At 41.2% G+C, this 14,191-nt stretch carries 15 protein-coding genes; 4 read left to right on the top strand and 11 right to left on the bottom strand.

From position 1 onward, the window contains the following. Positions 1 to 20: 20 nt before the first annotated feature. From H1A14_RS12685 to H1A14_RS12640, 10 genes are all read right to left on the bottom strand, one after another. Positions 21 to 560, bottom strand: a complete 540-nt coding sequence (locus tag H1A14_RS12685; RefSeq protein WP_194776640.1) for an OmpH family outer membrane protein — start codon at positions 558 to 560, stop codon at positions 21 to 23. 34 nt (positions 561 to 594) lie between these two features. Continuing rightward, entirely contained in the window at positions 595 to 1,089 is a 495-nt protein-coding gene (locus tag H1A14_RS12680; RefSeq protein ID WP_228527764.1) for an OmpH family outer membrane protein, read from the bottom strand. 35 nt (positions 1,090 to 1,124) lie between these two features. Beyond that, positions 1,125 to 3,821 (bottom strand): BamA/OMP85 family outer membrane protein, encoded by a 2,697-nt coding sequence (locus H1A14_RS12675; RefSeq protein ID WP_194776638.1) that lies wholly within the window; start codon positions 3,819 to 3,821, stop codon positions 1,125 to 1,127. 5 nt (positions 3,822 to 3,826) lie between these two features. After that, the gene (locus H1A14_RS12670) at positions 3,827 to 4,585 is read right to left on the bottom strand and encodes an isoprenyl transferase (RefSeq protein WP_317174890.1); all 759 of its coding nucleotides are present in this window, start codon (positions 4,583 to 4,585) and stop codon (positions 3,827 to 3,829) included. A 60-nt stretch (positions 4,586 to 4,645) separates the two neighbouring features. Continuing rightward, entirely contained in the window at positions 4,646 to 5,398 is a 753-nt protein-coding gene (gene porG, locus H1A14_RS12665; RefSeq protein WP_228527763.1) for a type IX secretion system protein PorG, read from the bottom strand. Positions 5,399 to 5,495: 97 nt separating this feature from the next. Then, the gene (locus tag H1A14_RS12660; RefSeq protein ID WP_194776636.1) at positions 5,496 to 6,371 is read right to left on the bottom strand and encodes an NAD kinase; all 876 of its coding nucleotides are present in this window, start codon (positions 6,369 to 6,371) and stop codon (positions 5,496 to 5,498) included. Positions 6,372 to 6,381: 10 nt separating this feature from the next. Further along, positions 6,382 to 7,047 carry a CBS domain-containing protein gene (locus tag H1A14_RS12655; protein ID WP_194776635.1) on the bottom strand — a complete coding sequence of 222 codons (666 nt, stop codon included), beginning with the start codon at positions 7,045 to 7,047 and terminating at the stop codon, positions 6,382 to 6,384. A gap of 161 nt (positions 7,048 to 7,208) precedes the next feature. Beyond that, a complete protein-coding gene (locus tag H1A14_RS12650) occupies positions 7,209 to 7,808 on the bottom strand; it encodes an anthranilate synthase component II (protein WP_194776634.1) in 600 nt (199 codons plus the stop codon). Next, positions 7,792 to 8,331 (bottom strand): CvpA family protein, encoded by a 540-nt coding sequence (locus H1A14_RS12645; protein WP_194776633.1) that lies wholly within the window; start codon positions 8,329 to 8,331, stop codon positions 7,792 to 7,794. The genes H1A14_RS12650 and H1A14_RS12645 overlap by 17 nt, the downstream gene beginning before the upstream one ends. A gap of 5 nt (positions 8,332 to 8,336) precedes the next feature. Continuing rightward, positions 8,337 to 8,783: a GatB/YqeY domain-containing protein gene (locus H1A14_RS12640; RefSeq protein ID WP_194776632.1), complete on the bottom strand. Its 447-nt coding sequence runs from the start codon at positions 8,781 to 8,783 to the stop codon at positions 8,337 to 8,339. A 59-nt stretch (positions 8,784 to 8,842) separates the two neighbouring features. On the opposite strand from H1A14_RS12640, the gene H1A14_RS12635 reads away from it, so the two are divergent. The 3 genes from H1A14_RS12635 (at position 8,843) to H1A14_RS12625 (ending at position 11,170) form a co-directional block, all read left to right on the top strand. Continuing rightward, on the top strand, positions 8,843 to 9,559 hold the full coding sequence (locus H1A14_RS12635; protein WP_194776631.1) for a pyridoxine 5'-phosphate synthase: 717 nt from the start codon (positions 8,843 to 8,845) through the stop codon (positions 9,557 to 9,559). Between the two features lie 79 nt (positions 9,560 to 9,638). Continuing rightward, positions 9,639 to 10,400 (top strand): alpha/beta fold hydrolase, encoded by a 762-nt coding sequence (locus H1A14_RS12630; protein WP_194776630.1) that lies wholly within the window; start codon positions 9,639 to 9,641, stop codon positions 10,398 to 10,400. 53 nt (positions 10,401 to 10,453) lie between these two features. Beyond that, entirely contained in the window at positions 10,454 to 11,170 is a 717-nt protein-coding gene (locus H1A14_RS12625) for an SAM-dependent methyltransferase (RefSeq protein WP_194776629.1), read from the top strand. A gap of 44 nt (positions 11,171 to 11,214) precedes the next feature. Here H1A14_RS12625 and H1A14_RS12620 read toward each other — a convergent pair whose 3' ends face one another. Beyond that, on the bottom strand, positions 11,215 to 12,135 hold the full coding sequence (locus H1A14_RS12620; protein WP_194776628.1) for a 1-aminocyclopropane-1-carboxylate deaminase/D-cysteine desulfhydrase: 921 nt from the start codon (positions 12,133 to 12,135) through the stop codon (positions 11,215 to 11,217). 67 nt (positions 12,136 to 12,202) lie between these two features. Here H1A14_RS12620 and H1A14_RS12615 point away from each other — a divergent pair, with 67 nt between their 5' ends. After that, positions 12,203 to 13,237 carry an RluA family pseudouridine synthase gene (locus H1A14_RS12615; RefSeq protein WP_194776627.1) on the top strand — a complete coding sequence of 345 codons (1,035 nt, stop codon included), beginning with the start codon at positions 12,203 to 12,205 and terminating at the stop codon, positions 13,235 to 13,237. Positions 13,238 to 14,191 lie beyond the last annotated feature (954 nt).

The following is a 14,191-nucleotide window of genomic DNA, read 5'->3' as shown; positions in this document are numbered from 1 at the left end:
TTTAAAATCAATGATTTTTTTTAGTTAGCCGGTGCAGCGGGAGGGGTAATACCCAATTTGGCTAAGACCATATCGGTAAATTTGTCATCCTCTTTGGTGTATAACAACACGGGTGTTTGTCCAGCTGTTTCTGCAAACACATGGGTGTAATTGTTTTCTGCAGCTACTGCATTGATGGCGTTGAATACCTTGGTTTGAACAGGTTCAAGTAGTTCCTGAAGTTTTCTTTGATATGATGTTTGCGCATCGGTTTCAAATTTCTGGATTTCTTGCTGAAGCTTTTGAAGCTCTTGTTCTTTTTCTGTTCTTGCCTGCTCGGTCATGGATTGGGCAGCTTGCTGATAAGATTGCACCTGTCTTTGAAAACTCTGAGACTTAGTCTGAAGCTGAGTTCCCAACTGATTGCTGTAATCTTGTATATCAGCACCTATTTGTTCCATTTCAGGCATCAGATCCATGATATACTCTACATTGGTATATCCGATTTTAAGATCCTGTGCTTGGGCGACAAATCCTACGCAAAAGATGGCGATTGCTGAAAGGAAAATTTTAACTTTCATAATTCTGACTTTAGTTTATTTTTATTGTTTTCTTTTATTCTATTCCCAACTCCTCCAAAACAAATTCTGAATAATCATGCCTTGGATCCGTATAGATCATGGACAGCCCTGACGCTTTGTCAAACATGATGGCGATGTTGAACCTTCTGTTCACCTTTTCGATCGCATCAAAGATCTTGGATTGCAAAGGCTGCATGAGCTCGGCTTGTTTTTGAAAATATTGTCCATTCATTCCAAAAACACGGTTGTTGAAACTATTGGCATCTTTTTCCTTTTCTTTGATCAGTGCCATTCTTTCATCTACCATTTCCTCTGTCAGCAATACTTCTTCTGCTTTCAAGGTCCTACGGAGTTCTTTTATCTCGTTCTCCAAATTTTGTGCCTCTTTTTTCCAATTGGCTCCAATGGATGCAATTTCTTCCTGTACGATCTTATAATCAGGATGTTTGTTCAGGATAAATTCGGTATCCACATAGCCTATTTTCTGGGCCCGGCTTTCCACTATGAAAGTCCCCGTGAAAAAAAGCATTTGCAAAAGTAATAATTTCAATGATATTTTCATCACTATCTGAACTGTTGACCTATGGTAAAGTGGAATTGTGCTCCACTTGGTCGGGTCTGTCCGGGTATTGGATCAAATCCGTATCCCCAGTCTATCCCCAATAAACCAAACGCAGGCATAAAGATTCTAGCACCGAAACCTGCTGATTTTTTCAGATTGTAAGGGTTAAACTCTGCATAGGATCCCCAGTTGTTACCAGCTTCTGCAAAGGTCAATAGGAAGATGGTAGCGGAGGGATTTGGGGATACCAGAAACCTCAATTCCATCACGTGCTTGTTGTACACAATTCCGCCATATGCATCGCCCTCAGCTGTACCTCTGGTTTCTCTCCCAGGAGTGATGGATTGGTTTTCATATCCTCTCAGGCCTATGATTTCCTGACCCAAGGCAAAGTTATTGAAGGTCATTCCGTCGCCTCCCATGACAAACCTTTCAAGGGGTATGATACCTATACGGTCTCCATAAGAACCCAAAAAGCCCATGTGCGTTCGGGCACTCACTACAAATTTACTGGACCCGAACAACGGCGCATAGAAAGTACCGTCAAACATCCATTTATGGTATTCCAACCACCTGAACCTTTCCTCATCGGGAGACTCATTGTTGATATTCGGATTCAAGGAAGCATAAGGTGGTGTAAAGCTAGTGGCCAAAGATATATTGGAACCAAACCTTGGGTAAATTGGATTATCGATGTTGTTTCTCGCAATGGTGGTATTGAAGGCAAGGCTGTTGGCCCGACCCGTGGCATAACTCAATCCAAACTGACGGCCAAATTCATTGAACTCATAGATTTGAAATTGAAGGGAATTGCTGACTTGAAAATAATCATCGGGCCATGTAACCCTTTTTGCCAAACCTATTGTTGCTCCTGTGATCTTAAAATAACCAATCTCTTGACCAAAATTTTGCTGGCTGAAGAAATCAACCTGCCTTTGGACGGAGTGGTTAAAGCTTAAGGAAAGTGCATTGGGCTTTCTGCCTCCAAACCAAGGTTCTGTCAAGGAAATACTGTAGTTCTGGAAACTTCGACCATTGGCCTGTACCCTTAGCGACAATTTTTGTCCATCCCCCACGGGCAATGGACGCCATTTGTCAAAATTCCCGATGTTTTTGATGGAAAAGTTGTTGAAGACTAAGCCCACCGTGCCTACAAATCCAAAGAAACCTCCCCATCCACCGGATAATTCTATTTGGTCATTGGGTCTTTCTACCAGTTTGAAGGTAATGTCTACCGTTGCATCCTCGAAGTTTGGACGCATGTCGGGTTCAATGTTTTCTGGGTCAAAATAACCCAATTGGGAAAGTTCCCTGATGGTCCTCACTAAGGCACTTCTGTTGAATTTCTGCCCAGGCAATATCCTGATTTCCCGCATGACCACGTGATCTGAAGTCCTTTCATTGCCTTCTATGGCCACCGAATTCACCGTCACCTGAGGACCTTCAAATACCCTCATCTCAATGTCAATGGAATCGCCCTGAACATTGACTTCTACAGGGTCAATTTGGAAGAAGAGGTAGCCATCATCCTGGTATAGGGAACTAACATCATCCCCTTTCTGAGGATCATAATTAAGTCGTTTTTCCAGCCTTTCCTTATTGTAAATGTCACCTTTTAAAATCCCCAATTTATTTTGAAGCACCGCATCAGGGTGTATATAGTTACCGGTGAAGGTAATGTTTCGGTAATAATACTTTTGTCCTTCCTCTATTTTAAGGTCTATGTTGATGGTGTTGTTGTCAAAATTATAAATGGAATCCCCTATAATTTCCGCATCTCTGAAACCCCTTGTATTGTAAAATGCAACTACTTTTTCTTTGTCCTCTCTGTATTCCTTATCCACAAATTTGGAACCACTGAAAAAATTCAGTTTGAAGTTTTTGTTGATATAGGTTTTCACTTCTTCATCGGATACCGGATTTCGGTAAATCACAGCTTCCTTGGCGGTTTTTGGGGTGGTGTTGGAAAGCCTGGAAAAAATATCCCTGAAAATATGCACCCTTGCATGTTCATTGGTTTTTTTCAGCTTTCCTTTTATTTTTCCATCACTAAATTCCTCATTGCCTATGACATTGATTTGGTTGATACGTACCTTGGATTTTGTATCCACATCAAATCTCAATCGTACACTGTTGGGTAAGGTGGTGTCTCTTTCCTGGACGATTTTGACTTCTGTGTTCAGAAAGCCTTTATCAATGAAGTATTTTTGGATATTTCTTTGGGCAGTATTGAGTACATCATCCCTTACTACTCGGCCGCGGATTTTGATTTTGTCCTTCAATTCTCCTTCTTGGGTTTTGTTGACCCCTGAGAAATCGACTCTGGAAAACCTCGGCCTTTCGGTTAGGTCCAAGAGTAAATAGATGTCATCCCCCTCGATTTTTGTCACCAAAAGTTTGACATCACCAATGATCCCTTGGGCCCAAAGTTTCTTGAGGGCATTGGATGCGGCATCACCCGGAACATCAATCATGTCATCCACTTTGATCCCCGAAAGAGAAATGATGGCGTTTTCATCCAAAGTACTGAGTCCCACAGCCTTTATTTCAGCCACCCTGTATTTTTTGGGTTTGGTATAATCTAATTCCAGTATATCTACCGCCCGCTGAGTGGAATACCTGCTCTGACCCAATCGGATCTGGGCCTCGGTAATTCCTGTCATTAGGAGTAAAAGAATGACTGTTAAACTTCTTTTCATCAATTCTAAGGTTTAATCTGTTCACCTGTTTTGCCAAATCGCCTTTCCCTGTTTTGGTAGGCAATAATCGCTTCATGTAGGTGCTCTTTCCGGAAGTCCGGCCAAAGTACTTCTGTGAAGTACAATTCTGTGTAGGCCATTTGCCACAACAGAAAATTACTGATTCTCAATTCCCCACTCGTCCTGATCAACAATTCCGGATCAGGTATTCCTCCTGTATTCATGTGCCTGCCAATTTCTGATTGGTCGATGGCATCTATTTCCAGCTCTTTATTGACTACTTTATTGACAATGGCCTTTACGGCTTGTTGTATTTCCCACCTGCCACTGTAGCTGAGCGCAACGATCAGGGTCATCCCTGTGTTGGCAGCAGTGGTCCGCATGGTTTCTTTCAGGTTTTGATGGCACTTTTCCGGTAAGCTATCCACATCCCCTATGGTGATCAACCTGATGTTGTTTTTCATCATGGTTGGGGTTTCCTCACTCATGGTCTGTACCAATAGCTCCATCAAGGCTTCGATTTCGTCTTTGGGTCTGGACCAATTCTCGGTGGAAAAGGCATACAGGGTAAGAAAATCTACTCCTAATTCTGAGCAGCCTTCGATCGATTCCCGAACAGCGGTAATGGCATTTCTATGGCCAAAGACCCGCATGGCACCTTTTTTCTGTGCCCACCGGCCGTTGCCGTCCATAATAATCGCAATGTGTTTGGGGATGTTGTTCTTGTCTAGGCTTGCCTTCATTACTCGGTTCTGTCCTTTCACCAATTTTGAGGTACAAAAATGGTATTTCTTTTTCAATTATCTACCCCAAAACCAAATTAATTAATCTTGGTAGCACTTGACCTGATGAAAGGAATAACTGACGGTAATGCCTAGAAAATAGTACCAGTCCTTGTCTGATTGGGTACCGAAATTGATGGAATTGGGATTCAATGCTCCCGTATCGGGATCAAATCTTCTTATATAGGTTTCATTGTATTCGATTTTATCAAGATAATCAGAAACCGTCGCTCTTATGCCCAGTTCAAGTGAGGCAAATAACCTGTCTTTGATCTGATATTTGATACCCAAACCAAATGGAATCACAGGGGTACTTAGGGAATAGCGTCCAGGAAAAGGGTCACCTTCATATGCCTGTCCGTTTCCTGTAAATATGGTGTATCCAAATCCCATAAAACCGTAAGGAGAAAAATTGGTAGGAAAATTAGGGGACAAATAGTTTAGGAAATGGAATTCCGCAATCAAATGCCCTTCTACTGCGGTTCCACGAAAACCAGCATTTCTCAATTCAGCCACAGGATCTATAGGCCGGATGCTGTCAGCGGCGTTTAGCCTAGCGATAGCAATTCCTGCCCGGATGCTCCAAACATTGTCAAAATTTCGTCTGCCAAATAACGATCCTTGAAGGCCAACTTGGGTAGGGTCAATTCTACGGATAATGTCTCCAGTATAAGTGGCCACTCCAAGTCCCAGTCCTACTTCATGTTGTTGGGCAAATGCCAATTGATAGGTGCCTCCAGAAAATAAGGCGATCGTGAACATAAAACCTACCAGATGAAGTTTGACTTTTTTCAAGACGATGCAATTTATAAAGTACCCAACGAATAAAAAACCGCTCAAGGTATTTACAGGGTTAATTTTTGTTAATCTAAATCGGCTTTTCCACTCCATCTTAGTTCCTCATGTCAAAGCCCCAATTCAATTTCTGGCGCAAGGTATCAAAAAAACTGTAATCATGAAACTTGACCAACTTGGCCACAAAAGCCTCTTTTTTGACCTTGAGACGTACATTGCTATTTATGGCCGTCGATCTGCTGTCCAAAGATATGAGAAACTTTTTGCTGCGCCCCTCTATTTTGAAACTTATTTCACTGTCATCTGAAACAATGATAGGCCTCACATTGAGATTGTGAGGACTTACGGGTGTAAGCACAAAATTCTTTGCAAGGGGCGAAATCAATGGCCCCCCACAACTCAAGCTGTAACCTGTAGACCCAGTAGGCGTGGCTACAATCAGTCCATCTGCCCAATAACTGTTGAGGTATTCACCATCTATAAATGTATGTACGGTGATCATAGAAGAGGTATCTCGCTTATGAATCGTAAATTCATTCATGCCGTAATTAATGCCATTAAATAATGGGGTTTCTGAAACCAAGCTGATCAAGGTACGGTCTTCAATGGAAAATCGATTGTCCATTAAGGCATCAAAGGCAAATTCTGTATCCTCTTTAGCTATCGTAGCCAAAAAGCCCAACCTTCCCAAGTTGATGCCTAAAATAGGTGTTTCAAAAGCTCCTACAAATGATACTGTATCCAAGAGCGTACCATCACCACCCAAGGAGATGATAAAATCCATGTCTACAAGCATTTCTCGCATATCCAAAGGCTGACAACCTTCCAATTTGACCTGATTGGATTTGAGGGATTTTGTAAATCTGTCCGTTAAAAAAATATTGTTTTTCTGTTTGTGGAGGGTTCGAATCAAATTTTGGATAAAAGGTATACTCTCCTTGGGAAAGCCTATTCCATGGATTGCGAGGTTCATTGATGGAGGGTTAAATGTCTAAAAAGCGAAGTAAATTCCCTATTCTATCCTGTTCCCCACTGACTTCAACTTCTTCTTGGTAATGGTCTATGACTTTGTAACCAAAGCGTTCTAACGTAGCTTTAATGTGTCTTAGCTCTGTTTTGTCCAATTTTAAAGTCAGTTTGATTTTTGAATCATCTAAAGGATCATTGGTAATAAAACTGCTAAGGATCTTGGTATTTTCTGATTCAATGATTCGGGCGATTTCAAAAAGACTGTAGTCGGTCATAAACATGGATAGAATGATGACCCCTCCTTGTGAGAGAATACTGAGGCTGTCAGCAAAGGCAGCAATGGCATCTTCCAAGGTGACTACGCCATGATAAATGCCTTCCCGATCTATGACTGCCACCATATTGGTATGGTGCTCTGACGCAACCCTAAGAACATCATAAATGTGTTTGTCCCGATAAACAAAGCAAGTATCGGATTCCAGCTCAACATTTTTGATGAGCAACTGGGAGTTGTTGATTTTGTAAATCAGGTCATCATTGATCAGTCCTTTGAATCTCCCCTGATCCACTACAGGCAGAACATTCGTTCGGATTTCTTCCATCCATGACAAGGCCATCTTTACTTTATCAGTAAATTTTAATGGCGGGATCATGTTGTTGATGAATTCGTAGGCCTGCATATTTTAAAGATATTAAAAGAATTCAATTATTAAAACGCAAAACACAAAGATGTTGTTTATTTATGGTTTCCCTAAAGCTTTCACCTCGTAGTATAAAATCAAGACAAATCCACTTTGCGGTAAGTTTATTTATCTACGATTTCCAAAATCCAATGAGGATCTCAATCAGTCAATTTATCGGCCAAAGTGGAACCTGGTTTGACAAAAACGTCCAGCCAATTGCTTAAAATTTCCATTCCAAATTCTGTCAGGTAAGCCTCAGGATGATACTGAATACCTAATATAGGGAATTTTTGGTGGACCATGGCCATGATCACTCCATCAGCTGTTTCGAGGAGGGGCACAAGTGACTCGGGTAGTGCGGTTAAAATCAAGGAATGATATCGGGTCACTTCAAAAGTTTTCGGAAGGCCTTGAAGCAAGTGATGGTCACTGGTTTTACTGACCTGATGCACTTTACCATGTACAGGATTTGCACCTTTGATCAATTTTGCTCCAAAAAACTCCCCTATGGCCTGATGGCCTAAACATACCCCTAAGACTGGAATTTTGTCATGGTAGTAGGCCAGAATTTCCATCAGATTGCCAGCTTTTTCTGGTGTTTCTGGACCTGGAGAGAGGATAAGACCTGAATATTTTTCTTGCTGAATGTTAGCTAAGAGCGTATCATTTCTGACTATTTTTAACCTTACCCCTAATTGCAGGAAATAATCTGCCAAAATATGAGAGAAGGAATCGAAATTGTCAATTAATAATACCACCTGCTGTTTGGTTGATAAGGTCCCTGATGGAATTAACAGATTCCTGAATAACGGGAGAAAAAGAATCCAGAAAGGAAATGACCAAAGGGGCAATGGGTTCCACGACAGGATATAGTTTAGATTCCGATTTGTCGAGGTAAGGGATTTCAATTTGGAAAGAACCAGTAATCCAAATTAAGAGACTGACCATAAAGGCCCATTTTAGAAAACCAAGGATAGCTCCTGCAAAATTGTCAAAAGTACCTAAAATGGTTAAATCCAAGGTTTTTTTAACCAAAAATGCCAATATCCTGAGCAAAATCACCACACCCAGGAAGATGACCATAAAACTAACCAATGGCAGCATATAGGTCAGGTTTTCCACTCTTTCAGCAAGAAAAGCAGTTCCCCAATCCATAAATTTGAAAGCCAATAACAACCCTATGAAAAATGCCAATATGGATAAAACCCCAATAAAAAGGCCTTTTTGGTAGCCGCTGTAGGCACCAAGGGCCAATATGATTACGATCAGGATATCCAACATTTATCTTAAGAGAGCAATGATTTGACTTTTTGTGAAATCACTTTGCCATCTGCCTTTCCGGCAAGTGATTTGGTAGCAGCACCCATCACTTTACCCATGTCCTTGGGCCCTTCCGCACCGACTTCCTGTATGATTTGTTTCAGTGCTGCATCTAATTCCTCTTCACTGAGCTGTTTGGGTAAAAATTCATGGATAATGGTGAGTTCATCCAGTTCTATTTTTGCCAGGTCTTCTCTGTTTTGCGCCTGATAAATATCTGCTGAGTCTTTTCTTTGCTTGGCAGCTTTGGTCAGGAGTTTCATTTCATCGTCTTCTGAGAGGTTCTTGTCAGTCCCTTTTGTTTCTTCCAATAAAACAAGAGATTTGATGGCCCTGAGTGCCCTCAGCCTGTCCTTGTCTTTGGCCAGCATGGCCTGCTTAATTTCACTTTCTACCCTTAGCTTTAAACTCATTATGGTTATGTTTGTGTTATCAATTATGTGAGTCACAAAAATACCCTATAATTATTGATATGACCAAACTGAGCGTAAATATTAACAAGTTTGCCACGCTGAGGAATGCAAGGGGTGGCAACAATCCCGACCTGGTCAAAGTGGCCATGGATGCAGAGCGATTCGGTGCGGAAGGCATCACAGTTCATCCAAGACCTGATGAAAGGCACATTCGGTACCAGGATGTAATGGATCTGTACAATAAAATCACAACCGAGTTTAACATTGAAGGATATCCGGACAAAAGGTACATGGAAATTATCCAAAAAGTCAGGCCCATTCAAGCCACTTTGGTTCCAGACCCTCCAGATGTATTGACCTCTAACAATGGTTGGGACACCATCAAACACCAGGAATGGCTCAAAGACATCGTGGCAGAATTACAGGAATATGGCAGCAGGGTTTCTATCTTCATCAATCCAGAACCCAGGTTTTTTGAACCTGCAAAAAGCACGGGAACTGATCGGGTGGAGTTGTACACCGAACCTTATGCTACCCACTACCATCAAGACAGGGAGGCTGCTGTAAAGCCATATGTTATAGTTGCTAAATTGGCCTATGACTTGGGCTTGGGGCTCAATGCAGGACATGATCTGGATCTACACAACTTGAATTTTCTTGTCAAGAAAATACCCTTTCTTGAAGAGGTATCCATTGGCCATGCTTTGGTCTGTGACGCCTTGTATTTCGGACTTGAAAACACCATCCAAATGTATAGAAGGCAATTGGAGATATGATTGTCTGAAAAGAATAAATCATAGGTTTTTTTGTTTGACCCATAACTTAATACTTTAACCATTTTACATTTTTATCATCATGAAATTGAATTTTAGAAAAATAGGAGAGGGGGAACCCTTGGTGATTTTGCATGGCCTATTTGGTTCAGCTGACAATTGGTTCAGCATTGCCAGGGAATTGGAAAAGCACTACACGCTCTACCTTGTGGATCAGAGAAACCATGGGGACTCTCCCCATACAGAAGATTGGGACTATCAGCTGATGGCAGAGGACCTACTACACTGGATGGAGGAGCAGAATCTGGAAGAGATCCATCTAATGGGGCATTCCATGGGAGGAAAAACCGCCATGAACTTTGCCATTCAATATCCTGAAAAAGTCAAAAAGCTGATCGTGGTTGATATAGCACCACGGTATTATCCTGTTCACCATGAGCAAATATTGGAAGGACTGAAATCCATTCAGTTAGACGCATTGAAATCCCGTAAGGAAGCAGATGACCAACTTGCTGAGCATGTGAAAGAAGCAGGGATTAGGCAGTTTTTGTTAAAAAACCTAGGGAGGGACAAAGAGAACAAATTCATTTGGAAAATCAACCTTTCGGTCATTGATGCCAAAATCGAAAATGTAGGAGAGGCACTTGAAGCAGGAAAAAGTTTTGAGGGACCCACACTTTTTATGGGTGGAGAAAATTCAGATTATATCAAAGAGGGAGACAAAACGGACCTTGAAAGGTTTTTCCCCAATCACCACTTGATCTATATCAAAGGAGCGGGACATTGGATTCATGCCGAACAGCCCGCAGCTGTGGTAGAGACGGTCAAAGCTTTTTTGGGATAGAGAGGGGACATGGCGTTTTTGAAGCGATTTATTACAACAAACACAAGTGGATCATGAAAAAAGGCGTCCTTTATCTTATCCCCACTGTCCTGGCTGAAGGAACTGCGGAAAAAATCATTTCTACCCAAGTAAAAGAGGTGATTTTAAATACCCGCTATTTTTTGGTAGAAAACCTCAGAACTGCTAGAAGGTACATCAGCAGCCTAAAATTAGGGATTTCCATTGGGGACCTTGACTTTCAGGTTTTGGACAAAAACAGTACAGAAGGCCAAATGGCCCAACTCATGAAGCCCCTTTGGGAAGGCCATGATATAGGCGTCCTTTCTGAAGCAGGCTGTCCGGGAATAGCTGACCCTGGGTCTCTTGGGGTAGCTTATGCCCATACCAAAGGCATACAAGTAGTGCCTTTATCCGGCCCAAGTTCCATGTTTCTGGCCTTGATGGCTTCTGGATTCAATGGGCAATCTTTTGCCTTTCATGGCTACCTGCCCATTGACAAAAAGGAAAGAGCAACTGCCATCAGGGAGCTGGAAAAGGAATCCCTTCGAAAGAACCGGAGCCAGATTTTTATGGAAACGCCTTTTCGAAACAACCAACTCTTGCAGGATCTGAAGCAGCACCTGCATCCTGATACCTTGCTTTGCATAGCCAAAAATCTGACGGCCAAAGATGAAACCATTCTGACCAAAACGGCACAGTCATGGAAAAAAACCGAAATTGACCTGCACAAAATCCCGACAGTTTTTTTGATTTATGCAAGTAAAATTTAATCCTATGTCCTATTACAACAGGATTTGTGGTTATCCCCAAGATTTCAAAAATCTGATAATGTTGTTCCATGCATTTGGTTGAAGCCTTGGATGCCCTGAAGCCCTCCAGAATGAATGGCCAGGATATGTGAGCCTCTTTCAAATTTTCCTGATTGAATGGCGTCAACCAGACCAAACATCATTTTTCCTGTATAAATGGGGTCAAGTGGAATTCCAGTTTGCTTTTTAAATCTATGGATAAAACTGATCAATTCTGGTTTGAACCTGGCATAGCCCCCAAAGTGATAATCGATAAATAAATGGTATGGGGCATTTGGGGCCACTTGATAACGCTTTAAGAGTCCGTCGAACTCATCTACAATAAAAGATCCTTTGAGGGCAGAAAAGCCCCACAATTGCTGATGGGGCCATATGGAAGAAAGAATCCCAGCCATGGTACCCCCAGTACCTACCCCACATGCTATATGATCGTATTGCTTATCAGTAGCTTGTAATATCTCTGCTGTCCCCTGAATGGCCAATTGATTGGTTCCTCCCTCGGGCAACAGGTAAAAATCCCCAAAACGATGTTGCAGTTGTTCTAAAACCTCCTTTTCATTTTTCTTTCGGTAGATTTCCCGCTGCATATAAGTAAGTTTCATTCCAAGGGATGAAGCGGCCTGTAGGGTGGGGTTCATTGGATTATGCTCCTCACCACGGATGATACCTATGGATTGTAGGCCGGCCGATTTTGCTGCTTCTGCACAGGCCAAGATATGGTTAGAATAAGCCCCCCCAAAGGTAAGTATGGTTTTTTTACCTGCTCTAAGGCACGCTTCAAGGTTGTATTTCAACTTGTAAAATTTGTTCCCTGACACCAGCGGATGAATCTTGTCCAATCGGCGAATGGATAGCTGAACCCCTGAATCCTTAAGTTCTTCCAGAAAAACAGGTTCGGTTGGGGTTTCCTTTCCAGCGAGCATCATTTAAATTCATTTAGGATTAAATCCAAAATTATGGAATTCTTTTGGGTTCATGCCGTATTTTTGTGACATGAGCGAAATACCCGAGGATCTTTTTGAAGATGAGGACGAAATTTTATTTGAGCATTTAAGCATAAAAGTAGACAAAGGCCAGTCGGCTCTGCGGGTTGATAAGTTTCTTTCAGATAAGGTGGCCAATGCGACCCGGAATAAAGTCCAACAGGCCATAGATTCTGGATATGTAAAAGTCAATGACCAAAAAATTAAATCCAATTACAAAATAAAGCCAGGAGATGTCATCACCCTGCAATTGCCCCATGAACCCAGCCATACTGAAGTTATTCCGGAACAATTGCCCTTGAACATCATCTATGAGGACCCATATCTTTTGGTGGTAAACAAAGCTGCCGGCATGGTGGTACACCCTGCACATGGCAATTGGACAGGCACCCTTGTCAATGGTTTGGTTTATTATTTCAACCAATTGCCTGAAATGCCAGGCAACATAGGCAGACCTGGACTGGTCCATCGGATAGACAAAGATACCAGCGGGTTATTGGTGATTGCCAAGACGGAAAAAGCCATGACCCACTTGGCGAAGCAGTTTTTCGACCACAGCATCGAAAGGACTTATTTGGCATTGATCTGGGGTGAACCACAGGAGGATGAAGGTACAGTACATGCCCACGTGGGCCGAAGTTTTAAAAACCGAAAAGTCATGGATACCTTTCCCGATGGTGATTTTGGGAAAGAGGCAATTACCCACTGGAAAGTGTTGAAATACCTTAGATATGTAACCCTAATCCAGTGTCATTTAGAAACGGGCCGTACCCATCAGATCAGGGCACATATGAAATACATCGGTCACCCCTTGTTTAATGATGCAGTATACGGAGGAGACAAAATTCGCAAAGGGACTCAATTTTCCAAATACAAGTCGTTTGTCCACAATTGCTTTGAATTACTGCCAAGACAAGCCTTACACGCCAAATCTTTGGGATTTGTTCATCCCACTACTGGTGAAAAGATGTATTTTGAGGTAGATCTACCTGAAGATTTTAAGGCGGTGCTGGACAAGTGGGAGGGATATGTTCAGTCAGAATGAACAGTTATATTGATTTTTAAACTGTTCACCACCATATTTATACCATTCTTAATTAAAGCACCATACGCTACTTAACCATATTTTCTATGGTTTTTATTTCTTTTTTCCTTAATTATTAACAAATCATTAAATATTGATCAAAATTTTTCGATTACTGAAATTTAATCCGGACATCCCTTGAAGAATATTTAAAAAGCGGGAAATTTCAAACGTTTGAATTATTAATTATTCAATAATATAATCATTAAATTATTGATAATATAAATATTTAGCTATTAATTTAAATTATATTAAAAATACAAATAAAATCATTACATTTGAACTGTAGAAAGTATATGACTTTCTTATTTGTAGGATTTTAGAAATGTGACCAATCAATGGAAGAAGCAGTTGGATATTTTATCCATTCGCTGTTTTTCGAAGGTTCGAATCCTTCTCCTGCAACAGGTTATTTTGGGTTTATTGTTAATTGACTAAAGCTATGAGATTTTATTTCATAGCTTTTTTTATGTGTTGTAAATTCCTCAATGGAATCCTTTAATTAAAGTCTTTCATTGTTTAATTGATATAAATAAATTGATTCGTTGAATATAGTGTAAAAATTTACCTTTTTTTTTGAATATTTTTAAATATATCCCTGCTCTTGTTATATTTGGGCCATCAAAAAGCAAAAAGTGCTTTCTCTTCTTGTAGGATGATGAAACTGGCAGACATGCCCTCCTGTCTCGGGGGTGGAGTCTCAAGGATAAAGCGCACATGGAGCTCTTGTGTCGCCTAACTTCTCCGTGGAGGTTCGAATCCTTCTCCTACAGCAACTTTAATCAATCCCGGTACAAATCATTGTTCCGGGTTTTTTTTTGAACAAAAAAGAAAACCACCTACTTCTTATTCCTGAAAGAACTTGAAGCAGATGGTTTTGCTGGATAAAAGAATTGATACTGTTAAAATGTTTGA

Source organism: Pararhodonellum marinum, from assembly GCF_015354735.1.
In the GTDB taxonomy this organism is placed as follows: Bacteria; Bacteroidota; Bacteroidia; order Cytophagales; family Cyclobacteriaceae; genus Pararhodonellum; species Pararhodonellum marinum.
The sequence above is the reverse complement of the archived record's forward strand: the minus strand, read 5'-3'. Positions and strand labels throughout refer to the sequence as shown.